The sequence below is a fragment of the Rhizobium tropici CIAT 899 genome (assembly GCF_000330885.1).
Classification (GTDB): Bacteria; Pseudomonadota; Alphaproteobacteria; order Rhizobiales; family Rhizobiaceae; genus Rhizobium; species Rhizobium tropici.
Map to the genome: position 1 here is coordinate 1,573,948 of NC_020062.1, position 22,119 is coordinate 1,596,066.

Genomic DNA, 22,119 nt, shown 5'->3' on the forward strand with positions numbered 1-22,119 from the left:
ACGGGGTGTAGCTCGGTCTAACGACGGACGCTTGCGGCCATACGTACCTCAGAGCTGCAGCGATTGTCCGTCAAAGGCGAAGAACGCTTCGGGGAAGCTCTTCTGCGCATCGCGCTGCATGTCATCCAGTTCGCGGTCAGTTCGGCCAGGCGCATGATGGAACATGGCAAGCCGCTTGGCGCCGGCCTTCTTGGCGAGCTTGATGCCCTCCTGCCATGTAGAATGGCCAAAACCGAGATATTTCTGCATCTCCGCTTCGAGATAGGTCGCATCGTAGATGGCAAGATCTGCATCCGCCATCAGCTCAAGCGCCGCCTCATCGAGTTTGCCTGCCACGTGCTCGGTGTCATAGACCATGGCAATCACCCGGCCCGCCCATTCTATGCGATAGCCGATACAGCCACCGGGATGGTTCAGCCTCGTCGTATGGATGACGATGCCCGGATGCGGCTTCAACGTATCGCCGGCGGCGAAATCGCGGAAATTCATCGTGGCACGACAGATGTCGGGTTCAACAGGAAACCATGGCGGCCGCATGAACTGACCGATCAACTGCCGCGTCGTCGTCTTGCCGGCCAGATGGCCCGACCAGAGATCGACGCTCACGCGCGGATCGTAGATCGCGTTGAAGAAAGGCAGCCCGATGATGTGGTCGTAGTGGGAGTGAGTGAAGAAGAGATCGATATCGCGGACCCCCTCCTTGGCAAGCGAGCCGGCCGCTTCGCGCAAACCCGTTCCGGCGTCGAATAAGATATGCCTGCCATCATGCCGTAACTCTATACACGACGTATTACCGCCGTACCGCTCAAATTCCGGTCCCGATACAGGGATGCTTCCCCGCACGCCCCAAAATTTCAGCTCAAAACTATCGTTGTTCATGGAAGTTTTTACACCATTCCCCTTTCGGTCAAAAAAAGCACACTTTTGCTATCGTGCGAAGCCAGCAATTTCTAAAAGTCGTGCAGTGGTAAAAACTGGATCTCATCGGTCGACCGACACAGATCGTTGAACGGATTGCCGCCAACGGATCGCACAGATCTAATATAGGTATGAAATGGCAAAATAGATAAGAGGCGGGAATTTGCGTGTGACGCCGGCGGCCCAAATTATATTAGCGCTCAATGAAAAGCGAATCTTGGGCAGAGCCAAGAAGATTTGGGAGAAACTTGCGCGCCTTTATTTTACAGCGTCGCGGCCGACCGTGCGGCCTGTTCGTAGTAGCCGGACAATGCCCTGAGATGCGAGGCGATATCGGAGAGGTCATCTTGCGAGAGACCCGATACCTTCGTCGCCTCGACAAGCAGCCGCTCGCGAATTTCGGTATAGCGCTTCAGCGCGTCCACGCCCTTGTCGGTGACCCGGATGGTCTTTTCCTTGCCGGCCTTACCACTTTTGACAAGGCCTGCCGCCTCGAGCTTCTTGATGGCGTAGTTGGCGACATGCGTGTCCTCGATGTCGAGGACGAGGCAGAGATCGGCGAGCGTTTTCGGCCGGTCGCGATGCCGCACCGAATGAATGATCAGGATTTCGATCGGCGAAAGGCCAGGCACGCCGGCCGCCGCCATGCAGCGCACCAGCCAACGATTGAAGGCATGCGAAAAGAGGATCGATCCGTATTCCAGCTCCGACAAGGCCGGAGAGCTGCCGCCGGCCAGATGGGCCGACGATACGATCAATTCGCGTCGCTTACTCTTTTCCTCGGACGTCACCTGAAAACTCCTTCGAACCGGATCAAGGCCCTGCAGATCGACAGGCCGAGCGGGCGATTGCCGCTCGGCCCGGGCATCACATGTCTATTCGTCCCGCTTTCCATAACCGCCGCCCGTAGGGGTGACGACCGTGAAGGCTTCGCCCGCCTCAAGCACGGTGTGCGCCGAGCCGATCAACTCTTCGATCGTGCCATCGTTGCGACGCACGTAATTGCGGCCGGTCTGTCCTGCCTCGCCGCCCTTGACGCCGAAGGGCGCCACACGCCGATGTCCGGACAGAATCGCGAATTCCAGCTTTTCGCGCGTGCGGATGGTGCGCTGCGTGCCGCTGCCGGCATTCCACTTGCCACGGCCGCCTGAATTCGGGCGAATGTGGAAATCCTCCAGCACGACCGGGAAGCGCGTCTCGAGGATTTCGGGATCCGTCAGGCGCGAATTCGTCATATGCGTATGGACGGCATCGGCGCCGTTGAAACCTGGCCCCGCCGGCGCCCCCGAGCAAATCGTCTCGTAGTACTGATAGACGTCGTTGCCGAAGGTCAGATTGTTCATCGTGCCTTGGGCTGCGGCAAGCGCCTCGACGGCGCCGAACAGGCAGTTGGTCACGGCCTGGCTGACCTCGACATTGCCGGCAACGACGGCGGCCGGATACTCCGGCGTCAGCATCGTGCCTTCGGGGATGATGATGCGGATTGGCCTCAGGCACCCCGCATTCATCGGAATATCGGCCTCGACGAGAACACGGAAAACATAGAGTACGGCGGCGCGCGTCACCGGCTGCGGCGCGTTGAAATTATCAGGGCGCTGCGCCGAGGTGCCGCTGAAATCGACCGTTGCCTCGCGCTTGTCCTTGTCGATCGAAATCTTGACGACGATCTTGCAGCCCTGATCCATCTCATAGCTGAACTCGCCATCCGACAGACGGTCGAGGACACGGCGCACGCTTTCCGCCGCATTGTCCTGAACATGCCCCATATAGGCATCGACGACATCTTCGCCGAAGTGCACGATCATCTTCTTCAGCTCGGCGACGCCCTTTTCGTTGGCGGCGACCTGGGCCTTGAGATCGTTGATGTTCTGCGCGAGTGTCCGCACCGGATAGCGCGCACCTGTCAGCAGCTTGGTAAGTTCTGCCTCACAGAACCGGCCGCGATCGAGCAGTTTGAAATTGTCGATATAGACGCCCTCCTCCTCGATATGCGTGGCGAGCGGCGACATCGATCCCGGCGAGATGCCGCCGATATCGGCATGATGGCCGCGGCTCGCGACCCAGAAACGGATCTTCTCACCCGCATCGTCGAAGACAGGGGTGCAAACCGTCAGGTCAGGCAGATGCGTGCCGCCATTATAGGGCGCATTGATCAGGAAGACGTCGCCCGGATGAATGACGGCGTTCTCGCGGATCGCGGTTGCGACGGATGCGTCCATGGAGCCCAGATGGACCGGCATATGCGGCGCGTTGGCAACCAGATTGCCTTCCGCATCGAAGACGGCACAGGAGAAATCCAGCCGTTCCTTGATATTGACGGAATAGGCCGTGTTCTGCAGCGTCATGCCCATCTGCTCGGCGATTGACATGAAGAGATTGTTGAATATCTCCAGCATGACGGGATCGGCCTTGGTGCCGATGGCATTGCGCTCCGGCAGCGCCTTGATGCGCTTGAGAACGATATGATCCCTGGCGGTCAGCTGTGCCTGCCAGCCGTCCTCGATGACGATCGTCTGGTTCGGTTCGATGATGATGGCCGGACCGGTCACGGTCTGGCCGGGCTTGATCGCCTGGCGCACCACGACGGCCGCATCGTGGCTTTCGCCATTCGAGTAGAAGGCGGTGCGCCTTGCGACCCCAGCTTCGCCTTCGGCTGTAGCGTCGAGCTCGATCGCGATGTCGGCAGCCGCGCCCCCGATCGTTTCGATCTCCACGGCTTCCACGACCAGCGGCTTGTCTTCGGCAACGAAGCCGAAGCGGCGCTTGTGCAGGGTCTCGAATTGGCTGCGCAGCCGCGCGGGATCATCGATGTCGGGGAAGGTCGTTTCGACGGCCAACAACGTATCGGTGCCGGCATAGCGGATATGCGCGCGCTGGACCGTCTTGATCTCAGTAGTTTCGACGCCCTGCGCTTCCAGCTCAGGCACGCATTCGCCGCGCAATTCGCTGCCAAGCACCGCAATGGCTGATGGTGCGGCATCATCAAGGGAAACGCCGAGCGCCTTCTGGCGCGTTGCGCGGATATCGGCAAGCCCCATGCCATAGGCTGATAGAAGGCCGGACATCGGATGCAGAAGGATGCTCTTCATCCCAAGCGCATCGGCAACCAGGCAGGCATGCTGGCCACCGGCGCCGCCAAAGCAATTCAGCGCATAACGCGTCACGTCATAGCCGCGCTGTACCGAGATCTTCTTGATCGCCTCGACCATATTGGCAACCGCGATACGGATGAAGCCGTCGGCGACATCTTCCGGGCTGCGACCATCGCCGATCTCGGCTGCGAGCGCTGCGAACTTGGCACGCACCGTCTCGACATCAAGCGGCTGATCCTGGTTGGGCCCGAAGATCGAGGGGAAGAATTCCGGCAGAAGCTTGCCGGCCATGACGTTGGCGTCGGTGACGGCCAGCGGGCCGCCGTTGCGGTAGCAAGCCGGGCCTGGAAAGGCGCCTGCGGAATCCGGACCGACGCGGAAGCGATCGCCATCGAAATGCAGGATCGAGCCACCGCCGGCCGCAACGGTATGGATGAGCATCATCGGCGCACGCACGCGCACGCCCGCCACTTCCGTCTCGAATGCGCGCTCATATTCACCATCGAAATGCGCCACATCCGTCGAGGTGCCGCCCATGTCGAAGCCGATGACATTAGCAAAGCCCGCCTGCTCGCCGGTCTTCGCAAGACCGACTACGCCGCCGGCCGGGCCGGAGAGGATTGCATCCTTGCCCTGAAACATATCGGCCGCCGTCAACCCGCCCGACGACATCATGAACATGACGCGCGCGCCGGTGCGCTCGACATCGAGCTCATCGCAGACCTGGCGGATATAGCGACCGAGCACCGGCGACAAATAGGCGTCGATGACAGCCGTATCGCCGCGGCCGACGAGCTTGATCAGCGGTGAGACCTCATGGCTTACCGAGACTTGTTCGAAGCCGATCGATCGTGCGATCCGGGCAACGGCGGCCTCATGCGCCGGAAATTTATAGGCATGCATGAAAACAATGGCGACGGAGCGATAACCCCTAGCAAGAAGGTCGCCCAGGGCAGCTTCTGCAGCCTTTTCATCCAGAGCCAATTCGACCGTGCCGTCGGCAAGCACCCTCTCCTCGATCTCGACGACATCATCGTATAGCGCTTCCGGCTTGACGATCTCAGTCGCGAAGATCTTCTTGCGTTCCTGGTAGCCAATGCGCAGCGCGTCCCGGAAACCTTTCGTCGTGACAAGCGCAAGGCGCTCGCCCTTGCGCTCGAGCAGCGCATTGGTGGCGACCGTCGTGCCCATGCGGACCTCGCCGATCGCGCCTTCAGGAACCGGCTCGCCCTTGCCGAGACCGAGATGCAGGCGGATGCCGTGAACGGCCGCATCACGATAGGCCTCGGGATTTTCCGAGAGAACCTTGCGGGCGTGGAGAGTGCCAGACGGATCGCGCCCGACGACGTCGGTAAAGGTGCCGCCGCGATCGATCCAGAAATCCCAACGACCCGAAATATTCTCCGACAAACCCGCCTCCAGCAGAATGATGCCAACAACGATGATAATATATCGATAAATCGTCAACGTTTTGTCGTCAACATGAATCGCCGATACCGGCGGTCGCGGACAGTTTTTGTCATCGCAACGCTTGCGACGAGCCCGACCTAATCCTCGAAGCGGCTGGTTCCCTCGCGATCTCCGCCGTATCGTCTCGCGAGCGGAAACGGCGGCAGCCAGGATTCGCGGCGGACGGTCCAGAGTTCGTAGGTGGGCCTTAGTTGATCAGGGGCATCGAGAGACCCGAGGTTCACTTCGATTTCGTCCGCACTTCGCGAGAAAACGGACGAGCCGCAGTGAGGGCAGAAAAACCGGCCGTCGTAGTCGCGTGTTTCGCCTTCGATCGTCACCGCATTCTCGGGAAAAATCGCGGAAGCGTGAAAAAGCGCACCGTGATGCTTGCGGCAGTCGAGACAATGACAAATGCCGACCCGATAGGGACGCCCCGACGCGACAATCCGCACCTTGCCGCATAAGCAGCCGCCGGTAAATCGGTCCATCTTGCACCTCCTCAAAAACAAGCAGGCGGAAAGTTTACGACAAACGGAACAGTCGCCGCAACGGCGGGCCGCTGGTGGAAGCATTGGGTTTCATTATAAGGCAATGCTCCATTGGAGCATTGCCGGGACTGGATGCGCTAATGCAATCCACCGACGCCGAGCAGACGCTCGACCGCACCATGATCCGCAGCTAGCGCCTCGGGCGTCCCCTTCCAGGCAAGCCGACCGCGCTCCAGAATGATAACATCGCTGGCAAAATCGAGCGCGCTCTGGATGCGCTGCTCGACGAGTAGGATCGTCATGTCGCCCGACTTAGCAAGCTTGGCGAAGGCCGCCATCAGCTCCTCGCAGATGACGGGCGCCAGCCCCTCCAGCGGCTCATCTAGCAGCAGGACGGAGGGGCGGCCGAGGATGGTGCGGGCCGTCGACAGCATCTGCTGCTCGCCGCCGGAAAGCTGGCTGCCTAAATTTTTGCGACGTTCCTTCAGGCGCGGGAACATATCATAGGCTTCCTGCAGGGCGGTCTTCGGCCGGCCCTTGAGCCCAACGGAGAGATTTTCCTCCACCGTCAGCGTCGGAAAAACGTCGCGCGTCTGCGGCACGTAGCCGAGGCCCTGATGGGCGCGGCGGGCGCTCGGCAGGCTGGCGATGTCGGCCGAACCCAGCCGAATGCGGCCATCATAGCGCCGAGTCTGCCCGGCGAGCGTGGCAAGCAGCGTGCTCTTGCCCATGCCGTTGCGGCCGAGCACGGCAAGCCGGCCGCCGGCCGGGACGGAAAAGGAAACCCCTTCCAGCACCCGCGTCGGCCCGTAGCCGGCCGACAGATTTTCCACTTCAAGCGGCGTGGCCGGCATTGGCGTAGCTCCCGAGATAGGCTTCGCGCACCCGCGCATTCTGCGTCACGTCTTTCGGCGAACCATCGAAGATGATCGTGCCGGCGGCCAGCACCACCACGCGCTTGGCGAAGCGGAAGACGAGGTCCATGTCATGCTCGATCATCAGCACGGCGAGATCTGCCGGCAGATCGGCCAGTGCCTGCTCGATGCGGCCGGTATCGCTCTGCGGCACGCCGGCGGCAGGCTCGTCGAGCAGCAGCACTTTCGGCTTCAGGGCCATGGCGACAGCAATTTCCAACAATCGCTGCTGGCCATAGGCGATCTCGCTGACCTTGCGATGCGCAAGCGCCGCGAGGCCGAGCGTGCCGAGCAGCTCCTCCGTTTCGGCCATGACATCGCGCATGGCGAGGAAATTGCCGAACATGCGACTGGAGCGACCCGTCCGCTGCAGCACGGCCATGCCGACATGCTCGGCCGGCGTCATGTCCTGAAACAGCCGCGTCACCTGGAAAGACCGCACCAGACCGCGACGGACCCGGCCGATGGCATCGATCCTGTTGACGTTCTGCCCGCCGATGCGGACCTCGCCGGAATCCACAGGCAGATTGCCTGTGACGAGGTTGACGAAGCTGGTCTTGCCGGCACCGTTCGGGCCGATCAGGGCGACGCGATCTCCGGGCGCCATCGACAGGCTGACATTGTTGGTCACCGTCAGGCCGCCGAAAGCTTTTTTCAGATTGCTGACCTCGAAAATCGCGCTCATACCCGCGCTTCCCTGCGACGGACGACATAGGCGGCGGCGGTGCCGTAGATGCCTTTGGGCGCGAAAAGAACCACGAGGATGAGAAGCGCGCCGACGATCGTCAGCCAATGGAAGGGATTGGCGGCGGAGACGTAATCCTCGAAGAGCATGAAGATCAGCGTGCCGACAAGAGCGCCGAACAGAGAACCTGTACCGCCGAGTACAAGCATGACAAGCGCCTCGGCCGATTGCGTGAAGGAGAGACTGTCGAGACCGACGACCTGCGTCGAGATCGCGGTCAAGGCGCCGCCGATGCCGGCAACGGCGCCGGAAATCATATACATCTTGATGAGAGCCACTTTCGGCGAGGCTCCCATGGCGCGGATGCGCAAGGGATCCTGGCGGATACCGCGGCAGAGCATGCCGAAGGGAGAACGGACGAGAAAGCGCAAAAGCACAAGCACGATCAGCAGCAGCGCCACGCCATAGAAGTAGGCCGTATGCCCATAAAGATCGAATTCGAAAACACCGAACAGCGGATCGGCTGAAATGCCCGACAATCCATCGCTGCCGCCTGTCCAGCTCGATGCCTTGTTGGCGAATTCGTGGAAAAGATAGACCAGCGCGATCGACAGCACGAGTTGCGGCAGCCCGTGCGCCCTCAAGATGACGACGCCGCAGATCAGGCCGGCGATAGCGCCGCCGACAATGCCGGCAAGCGTCATCAGCAGCGGATCGTTGATACCGTAATGGGCGGATGCGATGCCAGCGGCATAAGCTCCTGCGCCAAATAGCGCCGCATGACCAAGGGTCGCCACGCCGCAATAGCCAGTGACGAGATCGAGCGATAGCACGAGAAGCGCAATCGCAATCAGGCGGGTCAGGAGAGCGAGGTTGTCCGGAAACAGCAGGTAGCCGGCGGCAGCCACGACGATGATGATCACTACCGCGACCAGGTCCTGCCCGAATGTACGATGTCTGGTCACGGTCGGCGCGGCCTCTCTTTCAAGGGTCAAAGCCATGTTACTTCATTCTCCCTGCAAAGCCGCGCGGGAAGACGCAGACGATGGCGATGACGGCCAGATAGAAGAAGAATTCCCCATATTCCGGCATGAGGTAACGGCCAGTCGTGTCGATGCAGCCAAGGATGAGGCAGGCGAGCAGCGCACCCGAGATCGAGCCGGCGCCACCGACGGAAACGACGACGAGGAAGGTCACCATGTAGCGCAGAGCATAATAGGGCTCGACCGGCAGAAGCTCCGCACCCACGACGCCCCCGAAGGCGGCCAGCCCGACGGCAATCGCGAAGCTGACCGCATAGACCACTTCCGTCCTGACGCCGAGAGCGGCCGCCATCGCGGCGTTATCGACGGAAGCTCTGAGCTTCACGCCGAAGGAGGTCTTCTCGATCGTGTACCAAAGGGCCAGGGCGACGATGAGGCCGCAGACGATCGCGAAGATACGATGCGTGCCGATGGTGCGGAAGCCGAGATCGACGGAGCCTTGCAGGCTGCCCGGCAGGGGAACGGTCTTCAAGGTCGGGCCGAAGACGTAGTTGGCGATACCGATGATGCAAAAGGTGATGCCGATCGTCATCAACACCTGCGTCAACTCCGGCGCGCCATAGATACGGCGGTAAAGCAGCCGCTCGATCGGGATGGAGATGATGACGGTGCCCACCACCGCCAGCAATACCGCCGCTCCATAGCCAAGCCCCAGATCGCGCGCCGCATAGGAAGCGATATAGCCACCGATCATGGCAAAGGCGCCATGGGCCAGATTGACGACACGCATCAGCCCCATCGTGACCGAGAGGCCGATGGAGATGACGAACAGCACCATGCCGTAAGCGAGGGCATCGACTGCTATGCTGAGCACGGTTTGCATTGATATCGCTGATCCGGTTGTTGTAGCGCGGCTCCTGCCATCAAACGCCTGAACGAAAACTTCCGCTCAGGCGTTTGAAACTCAGGAGCGCTTACTTCGCGACAGCAAGGCCGGGATCGCCCTGCTTCTCGAAGGCCTGGATTTCCTTGTTGTAGTACTTGCCGTCATCGCCCTTGGCGACTTCGCGCAGATAGATGTTCTGGGTGATATGCCGGCTTTCCGGATCGATGGTAACAGGCCCGCGCGGGCTGACCCAGGACAGGCTCTTCACGGCATCGACGGCCTTCTGCGCATCCTGCTTGCCGCCGGTCGCCTCGATCATCTTGTAGATGACATGCATGCCGTCGAAAGCGCCGACGGCCGGGAAGGTCAGTTCGGCAGGATTGCCGATCGCCTTGCCGGCGGCTGCGACGAAAGCCTTGTTTTCGGGCGAGTCATGCGACACCGCATAGTGGAAGGTCGTCTGCATGCCGAGCGCCGCATCGCCAAGCGCCGGCAGATCGGATTCCTGCGTCAGGTCGCCGGGTGCAAATAGCTTGATGCCGGCGGACTTCAGGCCGTTTTCGTTGTATGCCTTGACGAAGCCGAGCGTCGTCGGGCCGGAGGGCAGGAAGGCGAAGACACCCTGCGCGCCGGAATCCTTGATGCGCTGCATGATCGGGCTGAAATCATTGGTCGAGAGCGGCATGCGGATCGCCTGCACCACTTCGCCGCCCTGCTTCTCGAAGCCGGCCTTGAAGGCATTTTCGGCATCGGCGCCGGGACCATAATCGCTGACGACGGAGATGACCTTCTTGACGCCGGCATCATAGGCGACCTTGGCGATCGGCGTCGAAGTCTGCCAGGTGGTGAAGGAGGTGCGGACCACGAACGGGCTCTTGGTGACGATTGCCGAGGTCGCGGCATTGAAGATCACCATCGGCACATTGGCCTGCTTCAGGATCGGCGTCACGGCCATCGCGTCCGGCGTGAAGTAGAAGCCGGCGAGATATTGGACATGCTCCTTGACGACCAGTTCCTGGGCCAGCGCCTTCGACTGGGCGGGATCGGCCTGCGGCACGTCGCGGTAGATCACCTCGATCTCGTCATTGCCGACCTTCTTGCCGTTGACCGCCATATAGGCGTCGATGCCCGCCTTGAAATTCTTGCCCTGCAGCGCGAACGGGCCTGAAAACGGACCTATGACACCGACCTTGATGGTATCGGCATAGGCAGCGCCGCCAAGAGCAACGGCCGCGATGGCGGCCAAGACAAACCGTTTCATTTTTCTCCTCCCGGCAGCCGTTTCTTATGCCGCCCTTGATCGTTCAAATTTCGATCACCGCCAATTTCTCACGGGAAATGGTGATGTAAAATGAAATAAAACCTTGCTTCCATATCAATCCAGTTATGAATAAGGACAAATATCTTACTGGACTGTCGTTCCCAAGCGCTTGACCGAACCGACCACTTGCAACGCGTGGCGCAGCGATGCGGCTGTTGCCACCACCATGGGCGGCAGCAGCAGCCATTCCAACGTCCAGGCAGCCCCCGAGCGCTCCTGCTCGTGTACGAGCGATTGGTGAATGCCCGAAAGCTGCACGGCATTGAACCGCGCAAGCATGACCAGCGTTTCAGCCGCGACCGGGTTTTGCTTGTGCGGCATGGCCGAGGAGCCGCCGCCGCCGGCAAGCTCTATCTCGTCGCCCACCTGCGCCAGAAGTGCAACATCCTGGCCGATCTTGCCGAGGCTGCCTGAGATCATCGATAAGAGCCCGGCAAGCTCAGCAATGCGCCCTCTTTGGCTTTGCCATTGCGGCTCGTCCGTCAGGCCAAGCGCCTGCGCCAGCGAACTCCTGATTTCGGCCGCCTTCGGCCCGAATTTCTCCAACGTGCCGGCCGCGCCGCCGAACTGCAGCGGAAAACTCTCCTGCGTCAGCCGGTCGCGATATTGATCGAGCGGATGCTGCCACGCCCGCAGCCGATCGGACACGGTGATCGCGATCGCGGCCTGCATTCTGGTACGGCCCATGAGCCTGTTCGATCCGAAACGCTCATCCAGCTTGGCGAGCGCGGAGGATACGGCAAAGAGGCGACTGCTCAGGATAAAGACCGCTGCCTTCAGCCGCAGCATTAGGCTGGTATCGATGACATCCTGACTGGTAGCGCCGAAGTGGACATGTTTGCCTGCATCCTCTCCGACCGCCTTGCGCAGCTGCCGAACAAGATCCGGCACGACCACGCCATCCGATGCCGTTGCCGTCTTCAGGCTCTGCAGATCGGGCTCGAAGCCGGTGCAGACCTCAGCGATATGCGCAGCCGCATCCTGTGGGATCAGCCCATGCTGCGCCTCGACCTCGGCAAGCGCTGCTTCGAAAGAGAGCATGACGCGGATATCGGCCTTGGCCGAGAAATAGGCCGCAATCTCCTCGTCACCGAGAAGGCCCGACAGAAAGGGATGATCGAAGGGAGAAACGCTCATGGCCTATATATCGAGGAAAACCGTTTCTTTGTCGCCCTGCAAATGGATGTCGAAGGTGTAGACGGAGCCTTCCTTCGCGGCAATCAGCGTTGCGAGGCGATCCCTGTGTTCGATACGCGCAAGCAAGGGATCCTCGGTGTTGGCTTCGGTCTCTTCCGGGAAATACATGCGCGTGTGCAGGCCGATATTGATGCCCCGCGCCACGATCCAGACAGTAATGTGCGGCGCTTGTCTGCGGCCGTCTTTGAAGGGAACGCGGCCGGGCTTGATCGTCCCGAAACGGAAAACGCCGTCGGTCGAATTGGTCGGGCAGCGGCCCCAGCCGGTAAAATTCGGATCGGCCGTGCCGCGCAGCTCCGACGGGCTGTTATAGAGCCCGGCGCTGTCGGCCTGCCAGATTTCGAGGACGGCATCCTTGACCGGTGCTCCCGCGCCATCGAGAACCCTGCCCGTCACGGTGATATGCTCGCCGAGCGTCTTGTCGTTGACCATGACGGAGCCGAGGTCGCTCTCGTAGACGCCGCTAACCTCGCTGTAATGCGGCGTCAGGCCGATATGGACGTAAGGCCCTGCCGTCTGCGACGGCGTTTCCTTGAGGTAACCGAGTTCCTGTACCATCAATTGCCCTCCAGCCGGTTTTCGAACAGGGTCGACCGGCGACCGCGCAGCACGATATCGAATTTATAGGCGCGGGCATCCATCGGGATCGTATTGCCCCAGTCGAGAGGTGCAATCAGCTGCTCGATCGCCTGTTTGTCAGGGATCGTGCCGACGATCGGACATTTCCAGATCATCGGGTCGCCCTCGAAATACATCTGCGTGATCAGCCGCTGCGCAAACCCATGGCCGAAGACGGAAAAATGAATATGCGCGGGGCGCCAGTCATTGACGCCGTTCGGCCAGGGATAGGCGCCGGGACGGATCGTACGGAAGGCGTAGCGCCCCTCATCATCGGTGATGGCGCGGCCGCACCCACCGAAATTCGGATCGATGGCGGCGAGATAGGTTTCCTTCTTGTGCCGATAGCGACCGCCGGCATTGGCCTGCCAGAACTCGAGCAGAACACCCGGCACCGGCCGGCCGCGTTCGTCGAGCACGCGGCCATGGACGATGATCCGCTCGCCGATGGCGCTCTCGCCCGGTTTGGCAAAATTATGGATCAGGTCGTTATCGAGCTCGTTCAATATGGAATGACCGAAGACCGGTCCGGTGATCTCCGAGATCGTGCCGTCGAGCGAGAGCAGCGCGCGCTTCGGCGAGCGCAGCACGGAGGTCTTGTAGCCGGGCGAAAATGCCGGCGGATGCCAGGCGCGGTCTCTCGCGAAAAAGGCGCCCGTCTCGGGCTTGCTGTTGCTTCTATCGGACATGTCTGCCTCGCTTCATGCCGCCTGTTCGGCGTCCATCTGTTCGAAAACCTGCTTGGCGATCTTGATCGCGTGGTTGGCGGCCGGTACGCCGGCATAGATCGCCACATGCAGAAGCGCCTCGCAGATGTCCTCGCGCGTTGCGCCGGTATTGCGCGTGGCGCGCACATGCATGGCCACTTCATCATCCTGACCGAGCGCCGCGAGCAGGGCAATCGTCACGATGGACCGTTCACGCAGGCTCAGCGTCGGGCGCGACCAGACATGCCCCCAGGCCGCTTCGGTGATCAGCTCCTGAAAAGGCTGATCGAACTCGGTCGACCCCTGCTGGGCGCGATCGACATGGCTGTCGCCGAGCACGGCGCGGCGTGTCGCCATGCCCTGCAGATAGCGCTCGGACGGCGCGGTGGGGTCATTCATCAGGCTTGTTCTCCACGCAGGACGACCTCGACGAAGGCACGGATGACTTCGGTCAAGGCCTCGGGTTGTTCGACGCAGGGAATATGGCCGGCGTCCTTGATCACTTCATAGCGCGCATTCGGAATGAGCTTCGCGGTCGACAGCACCAGCTCCGGCGGGGTGGAGCCATCCTGATCGCCGACGATGCAGATGGTGGGCACGGCGATCTTGGCCGCGGCTTCAGTCAAATCGGCATCGCGAAGGGCAGCACAAGTGGCGACGTAACCTGCGACCGGCTGGCGGATCAGCATATTGCAATAGCCGGCATAGGCGATGTTTTCCGGACGGCGGAAGGCGGGCGTGAACCAGCGCTCCATGATGGAATCGACGATGGATTCGATACCCTCAGCCTCGACCTGCGCAATGCGGGCATTCCAGCTGTCGGCCATACCGATCTTCGCAGCGGTATCGCAGAGGATCAACGCCCGCACCAGATCCGGACGCCGCTGATAGAGCGACTGCGCAATCAGCCCACCGACCGACAGGCCGCAGACAATGGCATTCTTGACCGAAAGGAAATCGAGCAGGCCGGCAAGGTCGGTCGCATGATCCTCGATGGAATAGGGCATCTGGCCAAGATCGGAGAGGCCATGGCCGCGCTTGTCATAGAGCACGATAGCGAGATCGCCGGCGAGCCGCACGATCACATCGCGCCAGATCCGGAAATCGGTTCCGAGCGAATTGGCAAAGACAAGAACCGGCTTGTCGGCGGGGCCGCCGATGATCTGATAATGGATCGTGACGTCGTTGATACGAGCAAACTGCACTGGAAATCTCCTAGGAGGTGAGATTGGATGTATAATCTGGTTAGGTAAAATGATATTTCTTTGCTCTACGATAACTCTCCGGTTATGAGTGAGCATGCTCGACGCACGCATCAAGTTCCGCCATCTGCAGACCTTTGTCGAGGTTGCGCGCCAGAAAAGCGTGATCAAGGCGGCTGGCCTGTTGAATATCAGCCAGCCGGCGGTGACGAAAACCATCCGCGAACTGGAAGAAGCGCTTGGGGTCGCCGTTTTCGAACGCGACGGGCGCGGCATCCGCATCTCCCGCTACGGCGAAGTCTTTCTCCGCCATGCCGGAGCAGCACTCACAGCACTTCGCCAGGGTCTCGATTCCGTCTCGCAGGAGCGCTCCGGCGAGGCGCCGCCGATCCGCGTCGGCGCGCTGCCGACGGTTTCGACACGGATCATGCCGCGGGCGATGGACCTGTTTCTGAAAGAGGAGACCTGGAGCCGCATCAAGATCGTTACCGGCGAGAACGCGGTACTGCTGGAGCAGTTGCGCGTCGGTGATCTCGATCTCGTCGTCGGGCGATTGGCGAGCCCCGACAAGATGACCGGCTTTTCCTTCGAGCACCTCTATTCCGAACAGGTGGTCTTCGCCGTCAGGGCCGGCCATCCGCTGCTGTCGGGCAAGCAGTCGCTGTTTTCCGATCTCAACCGATACACGATCCTGATGCCGACGCGCGGCTCGATCATCCGCCCCTTCGTAGAGAGCTTCCTGATCGCCAACGGCGCCGGCGGGTTGCCCAACCAGATCGAAACCGTCTCCGACTCCTTCGGCCGCGCCTTCGTGCGATCGAGCGATGCCATTTGGATCATCTCGGCCGGCGTCGTTGCCGGCGATGTCGATGACGGGCTGCTGGCGCTGCTGCCGATCGACACCAGCGAGACGAAAGGACCGGTCGGCTTGACCATGCGCACCGACGCCATCCCCACACTGCCCCTGTCGATCCTGATGCAGACGATCCGGGAAGCGGCAGGCGAGATTGCCAAAAAGCTCTAGGCTCACGACCTATTAAATTTCCCGCATGATCAGTGCGGGATTGATTCCATGACGGCGAACAGGAGTCGTCTTGAGCGATTTATCTTGGCTGATGCAGACGCGGATGAAGTACATTCGGCTGATAATCGGCGCGACGCATCTAACGTGGATTGACTGCACCGTTGCCGCAACTCCAGCCGGACTCGATTAGCCCATCCAGACCTCGTTCAACAGCTTTCGGCCCGAACGGCTGATCGGCAGCACCGTAGCGTCATTGACGCGGATGCCGCGCCGGCAGCTTCCCATCGACGCCTTTTCGGCGAGCCGGCGCGACACCCAATGCGAGCGATGGCACGCCAGCCTTCTCGCCGAGCGCCGCAATCGCGGCCACCAGATTTATCAGGATCAAGGCGTCGCCACGGTCGGTCCATACCCTGACGTAATGGTCCTCGGCGCTCAGGGCAAGGATGGCGGCGCTGCGCATTCCGAGCGGAAGCTTCGCGCGCAACGCTTGATCAGAATTCGAACGCGGCGGATGCTGCGCCTCGCATGCGGCGCTCTGTGTGCGGGATTGCCGGAGCAAGTTCCAGCCGAGGCTTCCGATAACGAGGTTGGACAGAAGCACCTGGGTGGTCAGCTCGGGATAGGTGACGTGCGAAAGCGCCCGAGGCGCCGATAAACCCAAGGCTTCGAGAACGATCAAGCCGCCAGCCGGAGCCGTGATGACACCAATCGCGAGCATCACCCAAAACGGCAATGCGCCGCCGAACCAAAATCGCCGAACGATTTCGCAGAGCGCAAAGACGATCGCACAGATGGCAATGGCGACCCCGACGAAATGCAACAGGCGAAGCGTAAGCGTCATGCTGACATAGGTGCCGAACGCACCCGTTACAGCGAACACCGTCGCGACGACCAGCGGGAGCAAGAGGACAACGGGACGGCGCCACCGAAGAGGCGCAGTCGCCGAGAAGATGCCGGGAATGGTCACTGGCGAATAAACCCCACCGTTCGCGAAATCGGGCTCGACCTGCTCGGCCGCCCCTACCTAACAGGATAGCGGCTCATAGGAGGTGCATCAATGCCATTCGCGATTTACAAGTGGCGCCGCTCGGCCGCCTTGCTGTTCTGCAGCACACCGATAATGGTGGGCCTGCTCTTCGGCGCAGCGAGAGCAGCCGAGGCAGGCTGGCGACCCTACGAGGTCCCGCCGTCCATCACGAACCCCGAGAAGATCCCGGTCGCTCTGTACTACCCGACACAGGCGCCTATGCGCTCGACCGTGGTGGGATCATTCACGGTCCGCGCGACCCTAATGGCCGCTCCGGAGGCAAAGACCAAAGGCCTCATCGTGATCAGCCACGGGACCGGCGGTTCGGAATTCGGCCAAAGCAGCTTGGCCGAGGCCCTCGCGCGGGATGGCTATTTGGTGGCGGCGTTGCGTCACCCGGGCGACAATTACCAAGACGGCTCGCTGTGGCAAAAGCCGCTGGGCGCCTACTTCACGGAGCGGCCCCGCCAGCTCTCGCGCCTGATCGACGCTCTGCTTGCGGACCCCGAATGGAAGGACCGCATTGCGACGGATGCCAACGGTCCCCGGATCGGCGCCGCCGGGCATTCGGCCGGCGGCTACACCGTGGCTGCCTTGGCGGGCGGCCGGGTCGATCTATCCCGGATCGGCACGCATTGCGCGAAGGAGGCCTCGGAGGACCCGATTACTTGCGGCATGATCCGGGACATTCGCCAAATGCAGGCGCCACTTGTGCTCGAATCGACCGTAGATCCGCGTATCCGCGCGATCGTCGCCATGGCACCCGTCGGCGTCATGTTCACGGAGCAGTCCCTGAAGGCCATCACCGTGCCGGCCCTGATCTATGCCGCGGAAAAGGACCGCTGGCTGCCGCCACGCTTTCACGCTGCATGGATCGGGCAGAACATTCCCGGAGCTGCCTATCGAGTCATCCCCAATGCCGGGCATTTCGCCTTCATGAACACCGCCAGCGTTCCGATACAGACATTGGATGGCGACATCAGCGACAACCCGCCCGGCTTCGATCGCACGGAATTTCTGAAGCAGCTTGGCGAAGAAATCCCGGCATTCTTCGATCGAACGCTCACGCTTGCACCGAATGGGATCAAGCGTGGCGTATCGCCCTAATTCTTTTGCCTAAAACGGCAGGCCGACATAGTTCTCTGCAAGCGCGGTCGATGCAGCGCGCGAATGCGTGAGATAGTCGAGCTCGGCTTCCTGGATCTTCTGGTCGAAATCATTTGTGTCGGGAAAGCGATGCATCATCGTCGTCATCCACCAGGAGAAGCGCACCGCCTTCCAGACGCGGGCGAGCGCGTGGGCGGAATAGACATCCAGCCCGGCATTCGAGCGGTCCTGATAATGTTCGGCTAGAGCCGAAAACAGGTAATGCACGTCGCTCGCCGCCAGATTGAGCCCTTTGGCACCGGTCGGCGGCACGATATGGGCGGCATCGCCGACGAGGAAGAGACGGCCCAAACGCATAGGTTCGGCCACGAAGGAGCGCAGCGGCGCGATCGATTTTTCGAAGGATGGCGCCGTGACCAGAGCCTCCGCATGGTGGGCGGGCAGCCGCCGCCGCAGCTCGTCCCAGAAGCGGTCGTCGCTCCAGCCCTCGACCTTCTCGTCGAGCGGACACTGAATGTAATAACGGCTGCGCGTCATCGACCGCATCGAGCATAGCGCGAAACCGCGCGGATGATTGGCATAGATAAGCTCGTGATTGACCGGCGTCACTTCGGCCAGCACGCCGAGCCAGCCGAAGGGATAGACTTTTTCGAAGCTGCGGACCGCCTTTTCCGGAACCGATTTGCGGCTGACGCCATGGAAGCCATCGCAGCCGGCGATGAAATCGCAATCGATGCGATGCGAAACGCCGTCCCTCTCATAGGTCAGATAGGGCGCGTCGCCATCGAAGCCGTGTGGCTGGACGTTGGCAGCGTCGTAGATGGTCGGAGCGCCGCTTTCCTCGCGACGAGCCATAAGATCCCGGGTCATTTCCGTCTGACCATAAATGACGACCCGCTTGCCCCCGGTGAGACCATGAAGGTCGATGCGATGATCGCGGCCGTCGAAGGCGAGCGAGAAGCCATCATGTGGCAAGCCCTCGGCATGCAAACGTTCGCTTGCCTTCGCCTGATCCAGCAACCGGACGGTACCTTCTTCAAGAACGCCGGCGCGCACGCGGCCGAGAATGTAATCCTTGCCGACACGATCGAGAATGACGTTGTCGATACCGGCCTCCGTCAGCAACTGGCCGAGCAGCAGCCCCGACGGCCCCGAACCGATAATGGCGACTTGAGCGCGCATCGTCTCCTCCCATGCGTCTATCTTGCTTCAAGTCTCCTCAGCGCGAGGCGGGTCCGCAATGGACATTTCGGTCATGAAATTGCACAAATCGAACATGGCTAGGGAGGAGTGCCATGACGAAGACTGTGCCGACCTATGAGCTCTATGGCGAAAGTACCGGCCGAAAGCCGGATTTCTGGCTGCATTGCGAGACGATTCCCTCCCGCAGCAGCCTTCACCACTGGGAAATCCGTGCGCACCGGCACGAGAGCTTCTTTCAAATCTTGTACATCGAAGCCGGTTCCGGCGACGCCATCTTTGACGGAATTCCCCATGCCATAACGCCACCCGCCGTCATTACCGTGCCGCCACACCTCAATCACGGCTTCCGGTTTTCGCGAGATATAGATGGCTTCGTCATCACTGTGTTGATCTCGCATCTGAAGGCATCCCCCGGCAATCGCAGCCGGCTGGGCGCATGGCTTGCCGGGCCGCATCTGACCTTGCTCGACACTCAAGACGAACACGCGGCGTATGTCGCCAAGACGCTAAAACGCCTGGGCGAAGAATTTGCCAGCCATCGCAACGGCCGCAACGATCTCCTTGATGCCTATCTGACCTCGGCCTTGCTGCTGACGGCACGGATCGCCCAACAGGCCGAGGAAGGATCGACCCCGAGCGATGAAAACGAGCGGCGGATGGAGATGCTGCAAGATCTCATCCAGCGCCACTTCCGCTCGCATAAGCCGGCCGCCTTCTATGCCGAAAATCTCGGCATCTCGCCGGCCCATCTCAGTCGCATCGTGCGCAGCCGGACGGGGCATGGCGCGCACGAACTCATTACACGCAAGCTGCTGGATGAGGCCAAGCGCGAACTGGTCTTCACCTTCGCCACTGTCCAGGAAATCAGCTATCGTCTCGGCTTTTCCGATCCCGCCTATTTCTCCCGCTTCTTCGTCAAGCAGACCGGCCAGACGCCTCGCGTCTGGCGGCTCGAGGAGCGGGAGAGGTTGGGAATGTGATGGTTACGGCAGCACCAGCCGCAGCGCCTTCTGCGTCTCCTGCAGCAACGGCAGAAACCGCTCCGCCATCTCCGCGGCGGCGACATATGCAGCCGGAGCACCGATATTGATTGCCGCCACGGTCTGGCCGCGATCATTTTCGATAGGCACGGCAATCGAGCAAAGACCTATTTCCAGTTCCTGGTCGATGACAGCATAGCCCTGTTCCCTCACCCGGCGGAACTCCGCCATCAACTCCTCCGGGTCTGTCTTGGTGTTCGGCGTGTTTGCCTTGAGGTCGGTTCGCCCAAGCACGGAGCGCGCCTCGCTTTCCGGCAAAGCAGCAAGCAGGACGCGGCCCATTGAAGCGCAGAAGGCCGGAAGGCGGCTGCCGGGCGTCAGATTGATCGACATCACCCGACGCTGCGAGGCGCGCGCGATATAGACGACCTCCGCACCGTCGAGCACCGAGGCTGACGCATTCTGCCCGGCGCGCTCGGCAAGCTGATCGAGATGCGGCTGGATGATGGTCGGCAGCGGCGTCGCGGCCAGATAGGCATGACCGAGCCTGAGGATCTTCGGCGTCAGCGTGAAGAATTTGCCATCATAGACGGCATAACCGAGCTCGGAGAGCGTCAGCAGCGAACGACGCACCGTGGCACGATCGAGGCCGGTCAGCTTCGATGCCTCGGCAATCGTCAGACGCTGCCGCGTCTCGCCGAAGGCTTCGATGACTTTCAATCCCTTGGCAAAGCCGCTGACGAAATCCGTTTCGCGCATAACGTCTCCGACCTCACATTTGTGCGATATATGAACAAAAATCAAATAACGCACAAATCGATTGCCGTCCAGCCCCTGCTGATCTATTCGAAAGGAAGAGGACGGGGCGCCTTGGTCCGCCCGCATGGCAAGTGGGAGTTTCCGCATGGATAAGACAATCGCGAGCACGGCGGCCGCCGTCTCGGACATCGGCGATGGTGCAACCGTCATGATCGGCGGCTTTGGTGGTTCCGGCGCGCCGATCGAACTCATCCATGCGCTGATCGATAAGGGCCCGAAGAACCTGACCATCATCAACAACAACGCCGGCAATGGGCGCATCGGCATCGCCGCAATGATCGATGCCGGCATGGTCAGGAAGATGATCTGCTCCTTCCCGCGTTCATCCGATCCGCGCGCCTTCACCGACCGTTATCTGGCGGGCGAAATCGAGCTGGAACTGGTGCCTCAAGGGACTCTTGCCGAACGCATCCGCGCCGGCGGCGCCGGCATTCCGGCTTTCTACACCCCGACCGCCTACGGCACGGAACTTGCCGACGGCAAGGTCATCGCGGAATTCGACGGACGCCACTATGTTCAGGAGCGCTGGCTCAAGGCCGATTTCGCCATTGTCAAGGCACATCTCGGCGATGTGCAGGGCAATCTCATCTACAACAAGGCCGGCCGCAATTTTAATCCGCTGATGTGCATGGCCGCGACGAGGACGATCGCACAGGTCTCGAAAATCGTTGCCGCTGGCGAGCTCGATCCCGAGCACATCGTTACCCCCGGCATCTTCGTCAACGGCGTCGTTGAGGTCGCCGATCCGCAGCAGGAAGAAAATCTCATTCGAGCCGGAGTGGCCTACGTATGACCATCGACACACGCGAAGACATCAAGCTCTCCAACGCCCAGATCGCCTGGCGTGCGGCTCAGGATATCGAAGATGGCGCCTATGTTAACCTCGGCATCGGCTTTCCGGAAATGGTTGCCCGCTACCAGCCTCCGGGCCGGCAGGCGATCTTCCATACCGAAAACGGCATCCTGAATTTCGGCGAGCCGCCTGCGGAAGGTGAGGAAGATTGGGATCTGATCAACGCCGGCAAGAAGGCCGTCACGCTGAAGCCCGGCGCCTCCTTCTTCCATCACGCCGATAGTTTCGCCATGGTGCGCGGCGGACATCTGGATGTCGCGATCCTCGGCGCCTATCAGGTGGCGCAAAATGGCGACCTCGCCAACTGGCGCGTCGGCTCGAAGGGCGTGCCTGCCGTCGGTGGCGCTATGGACCTAGTTCATGGCGCCAAGCAGGTTTTCGTCATCACCGAACATGTGACGAAGGACGGCAAGCCGAAACTGGTGGAGGCCTGCACCTTTCCTCTGACCGGCGTCGGCTGCATTACCCGCATCTATACGAGCCATGCGGTCATCGACATTGGCAAAGAAGGCTTCGTCGTCCGTGAAAAGCTCGCTGCGATGGCGATGGACGAACTGCAGGCGATGACCGGCGCGCCGCTCCATATCGATCGCCCCGTTGCCGACCTCGTCGTGCCGAAGCTCTGAAGCCGGTTGCCATC

Annotated in this window: 22 protein-coding genes; 5 read left to right on the top strand and 17 right to left on the bottom strand. The window is 61.1% G+C overall.

Annotated elements, in window-relative coordinates:
* Positions 1 to 48 precede the first annotated feature (48 nt).
* From RTCIAT899_RS29295 to pcaD, 14 genes are all read right to left on the bottom strand, one after another.
* Positions 49 to 879 (bottom strand): MBL fold metallo-hydrolase, encoded by an 831-nt coding sequence (locus RTCIAT899_RS29295; protein WP_015343464.1) that lies wholly within the window; start codon positions 877 to 879, stop codon positions 49 to 51.
* A 302-nt stretch (positions 880 to 1,181) separates the two neighbouring features.
* On the bottom strand, positions 1,182 to 1,709 hold the full coding sequence (locus RTCIAT899_RS29300) for a winged helix DNA-binding protein (protein WP_015343465.1): 528 nt from the start codon (positions 1,707 to 1,709) through the stop codon (positions 1,182 to 1,184).
* Between the two features lie 84 nt (positions 1,710 to 1,793).
* A complete protein-coding gene (locus tag RTCIAT899_RS29305; RefSeq protein ID WP_051043408.1) occupies positions 1,794 to 5,420 on the bottom strand; it encodes a hydantoinase B/oxoprolinase family protein in 3,627 nt (1,208 codons plus the stop codon).
* A gap of 137 nt (positions 5,421 to 5,557) precedes the next feature.
* Positions 5,558 to 5,950: a GFA family protein gene (locus RTCIAT899_RS29310; RefSeq protein ID WP_015343467.1), complete on the bottom strand. Its 393-nt coding sequence runs from the start codon at positions 5,948 to 5,950 to the stop codon at positions 5,558 to 5,560.
* A 137-nt stretch (positions 5,951 to 6,087) separates the two neighbouring features.
* A complete protein-coding gene (locus RTCIAT899_RS29315) occupies positions 6,088 to 6,804 on the bottom strand; it encodes an ABC transporter ATP-binding protein (protein ID WP_015343468.1) in 717 nt (238 codons plus the stop codon).
* Positions 6,785 to 7,549, bottom strand: coding sequence for an ABC transporter ATP-binding protein (locus RTCIAT899_RS29320; RefSeq protein WP_015343469.1), 765 nt, complete (start codon positions 7,547 to 7,549; stop codon positions 6,785 to 6,787). The genes RTCIAT899_RS29315 and RTCIAT899_RS29320 overlap by 20 nt, the downstream gene beginning before the upstream one ends.
* Entirely contained in the window at positions 7,546 to 8,550 is a 1,005-nt protein-coding gene (locus RTCIAT899_RS29325) for a branched-chain amino acid ABC transporter permease (protein WP_015343470.1), read from the bottom strand. Before RTCIAT899_RS29325 ends, RTCIAT899_RS29320 begins: the two co-directional genes overlap by 4 nt.
* Position 8,551: 1 nt before the next feature.
* Positions 8,552 to 9,415, bottom strand: a complete 864-nt coding sequence (locus RTCIAT899_RS29330) for a branched-chain amino acid ABC transporter permease (RefSeq protein WP_015343471.1) — start codon at positions 9,413 to 9,415, stop codon at positions 8,552 to 8,554.
* Between the two features lie 91 nt (positions 9,416 to 9,506).
* Positions 9,507 to 10,679 carry an ABC transporter substrate-binding protein gene (locus tag RTCIAT899_RS29335; RefSeq protein WP_015343472.1) on the bottom strand — a complete coding sequence of 391 codons (1,173 nt, stop codon included), beginning with the start codon at positions 10,677 to 10,679 and terminating at the stop codon, positions 9,507 to 9,509.
* Between the two features lie 144 nt (positions 10,680 to 10,823).
* Positions 10,824 to 11,876, bottom strand: coding sequence for a 3-carboxy-cis,cis-muconate cycloisomerase (locus RTCIAT899_RS29340; protein ID WP_015343473.1), 1,053 nt, complete (start codon positions 11,874 to 11,876; stop codon positions 10,824 to 10,826).
* A 3-nt stretch (positions 11,877 to 11,879) separates the two neighbouring features.
* On the bottom strand, positions 11,880 to 12,494 hold the full coding sequence (gene pcaG / locus RTCIAT899_RS29345; protein ID WP_015343474.1) for a protocatechuate 3,4-dioxygenase subunit alpha: 615 nt from the start codon (positions 12,492 to 12,494) through the stop codon (positions 11,880 to 11,882).
* Complete coding sequence (gene pcaH / locus RTCIAT899_RS29350; RefSeq protein ID WP_015343475.1) at positions 12,494 to 13,243, bottom strand: protocatechuate 3,4-dioxygenase subunit beta; 750 nt, start codon at positions 13,241 to 13,243, stop codon at positions 12,494 to 12,496. Before pcaH ends, pcaG begins: the two co-directional genes overlap by 1 nt.
* Positions 13,244 to 13,255: 12 nt before the next feature.
* A complete protein-coding gene (gene pcaC / locus RTCIAT899_RS29355) occupies positions 13,256 to 13,660 on the bottom strand; it encodes a 4-carboxymuconolactone decarboxylase (RefSeq protein WP_015343476.1) in 405 nt (134 codons plus the stop codon).
* Positions 13,660 to 14,466 (bottom strand): 3-oxoadipate enol-lactonase, encoded by an 807-nt coding sequence (gene pcaD / locus RTCIAT899_RS29360; RefSeq protein WP_015343477.1) that lies wholly within the window; start codon positions 14,464 to 14,466, stop codon positions 13,660 to 13,662. Before pcaD ends, pcaC begins: the two co-directional genes overlap by 1 nt.
* Positions 14,467 to 14,560: 94 nt before the next feature.
* Here pcaD and pcaQ point away from each other — a divergent pair, with 94 nt between their 5' ends.
* Positions 14,561 to 15,487 carry a pca operon transcription factor PcaQ gene (gene pcaQ, locus RTCIAT899_RS29365; RefSeq protein WP_015343478.1) on the top strand — a complete coding sequence of 309 codons (927 nt, stop codon included), beginning with the start codon at positions 14,561 to 14,563 and terminating at the stop codon, positions 15,485 to 15,487.
* A 250-nt stretch (positions 15,488 to 15,737) separates the two neighbouring features.
* On the opposite strand, the gene RTCIAT899_RS29370 is transcribed toward pcaQ, so the two are convergent.
* Entirely contained in the window at positions 15,738 to 16,457 is a 720-nt protein-coding gene (locus RTCIAT899_RS29370; RefSeq protein WP_015343479.1) for a transcriptional regulator, read from the bottom strand.
* A gap of 90 nt (positions 16,458 to 16,547) precedes the next feature.
* Here RTCIAT899_RS29370 and RTCIAT899_RS29375 point away from each other — a divergent pair, with 90 nt between their 5' ends.
* Positions 16,548 to 17,624 carry an alpha/beta hydrolase family protein gene (locus tag RTCIAT899_RS29375; protein WP_015343480.1) on the top strand — a complete coding sequence of 359 codons (1,077 nt, stop codon included), beginning with the start codon at positions 16,548 to 16,550 and terminating at the stop codon, positions 17,622 to 17,624.
* Between the two features lie 9 nt (positions 17,625 to 17,633).
* Here the strand turns inward: RTCIAT899_RS29375 and pobA are convergent, their stop codons facing one another.
* The gene (pobA, locus tag RTCIAT899_RS29380) at positions 17,634 to 18,806 is read right to left on the bottom strand and encodes a 4-hydroxybenzoate 3-monooxygenase (protein ID WP_015343481.1); all 1,173 of its coding nucleotides are present in this window, start codon (positions 18,804 to 18,806) and stop codon (positions 17,634 to 17,636) included.
* A gap of 113 nt (positions 18,807 to 18,919) precedes the next feature.
* Between pobA and RTCIAT899_RS29385 the strand changes: the two genes are divergently transcribed.
* Positions 18,920 to 19,807, top strand: coding sequence for a helix-turn-helix domain-containing protein (locus RTCIAT899_RS29385; RefSeq protein WP_015343482.1), 888 nt, complete (start codon positions 18,920 to 18,922; stop codon positions 19,805 to 19,807).
* Between the two features lie 3 nt (positions 19,808 to 19,810).
* Here the strand turns inward: RTCIAT899_RS29385 and RTCIAT899_RS29390 are convergent, their stop codons facing one another.
* Positions 19,811 to 20,566 (bottom strand): IclR family transcriptional regulator, encoded by a 756-nt coding sequence (locus RTCIAT899_RS29390; RefSeq protein ID WP_015343483.1) that lies wholly within the window; start codon positions 20,564 to 20,566, stop codon positions 19,811 to 19,813.
* A gap of 145 nt (positions 20,567 to 20,711) precedes the next feature.
* Here RTCIAT899_RS29390 and RTCIAT899_RS29395 point away from each other — a divergent pair, with 145 nt between their 5' ends.
* Positions 20,712 to 21,419: a 3-oxoacid CoA-transferase subunit A gene (locus RTCIAT899_RS29395; RefSeq protein ID WP_015343484.1), complete on the top strand. Its 708-nt coding sequence runs from the start codon at positions 20,712 to 20,714 to the stop codon at positions 21,417 to 21,419.
* Positions 21,416 to 22,105 (top strand): CoA transferase subunit B, encoded by a 690-nt coding sequence (locus RTCIAT899_RS29400; RefSeq protein ID WP_015343485.1) that lies wholly within the window; start codon positions 21,416 to 21,418, stop codon positions 22,103 to 22,105. Before RTCIAT899_RS29395 ends, RTCIAT899_RS29400 begins: the two co-directional genes overlap by 4 nt.
* The last annotated feature ends 14 nt before the right edge of the window (positions 22,106 to 22,119 follow it).

Bases quoted from the DNA above. Each gene is read 5' to 3' on its own strand.
- RTCIAT899_RS29400 (WP_015343485.1), top strand. From the start codon at position 21,416: ATGACCATCGACACACGCGAAGACATCAAGCTCTCCAACGCCCAGATC.
- pcaC (WP_015343476.1), bottom strand. From the start codon at position 13,660: ATGAATGACCCCACCGCGCCGTCCGAGCGCTATCTGCAGGGCATGGCG.
- RTCIAT899_RS29295 (WP_015343464.1), bottom strand. From the start codon at position 879: ATGAACAACGATAGTTTTGAGCTGAAATTTTGGGGCGTGCGGGGAAGC.
- RTCIAT899_RS29330 (WP_015343471.1), bottom strand. From the start codon at position 9,415: ATGCAAACCGTGCTCAGCATAGCAGTCGATGCCCTCGCTTACGGCATG.
- RTCIAT899_RS29315 (WP_015343468.1), bottom strand. From the start codon at position 6,804: ATGCCGGCCACGCCGCTTGAAGTGGAAAATCTGTCGGCCGGCTACGGG.
- RTCIAT899_RS29325 (WP_015343470.1), bottom strand. From the start codon at position 8,550: ATGGCTTTGACCCTTGAAAGAGAGGCCGCGCCGACCGTGACCAGACAT.
- RTCIAT899_RS29390 (WP_015343483.1), bottom strand. From the start codon at position 20,566: ATGCGCGAAACGGATTTCGTCAGCGGCTTTGCCAAGGGATTGAAAGTC.
- RTCIAT899_RS29310 (WP_015343467.1), bottom strand. From the start codon at position 5,950: ATGGACCGATTTACCGGCGGCTGCTTATGCGGCAAGGTGCGGATTGTC.
- RTCIAT899_RS29385 (WP_015343482.1), top strand. From the start codon at position 18,920: ATGACGAAGACTGTGCCGACCTATGAGCTCTATGGCGAAAGTACCGGC.
- RTCIAT899_RS29335 (WP_015343472.1), bottom strand. From the start codon at position 10,679: ATGAAACGGTTTGTCTTGGCCGCCATCGCGGCCGTTGCTCTTGGCGGC.
- pcaG (WP_015343474.1), bottom strand. From the start codon at position 12,494: ATGGTACAGGAACTCGGTTACCTCAAGGAAACGCCGTCGCAGACGGCA.
- pcaH (WP_015343475.1), bottom strand. From the start codon at position 13,243: ATGTCCGATAGAAGCAACAGCAAGCCCGAGACGGGCGCCTTTTTCGCG.
- RTCIAT899_RS29395 (WP_015343484.1), top strand. From the start codon at position 20,712: ATGGATAAGACAATCGCGAGCACGGCGGCCGCCGTCTCGGACATCGGC.
- pcaQ (WP_015343478.1), top strand. From the start codon at position 14,561: ATGCTCGACGCACGCATCAAGTTCCGCCATCTGCAGACCTTTGTCGAG.
- RTCIAT899_RS29375 (WP_015343480.1), top strand. From the start codon at position 16,548: ATGCCATTCGCGATTTACAAGTGGCGCCGCTCGGCCGCCTTGCTGTTC.
- RTCIAT899_RS29340 (WP_015343473.1), bottom strand. From the start codon at position 11,876: ATGAGCGTTTCTCCCTTCGATCATCCCTTTCTGTCGGGCCTTCTCGGT.
- RTCIAT899_RS29320 (WP_015343469.1), bottom strand. From the start codon at position 7,549: ATGAGCGCGATTTTCGAGGTCAGCAATCTGAAAAAAGCTTTCGGCGGC.
- pobA (WP_015343481.1), bottom strand. From the start codon at position 18,806: ATGCGCGCTCAAGTCGCCATTATCGGTTCGGGGCCGTCGGGGCTGCTG.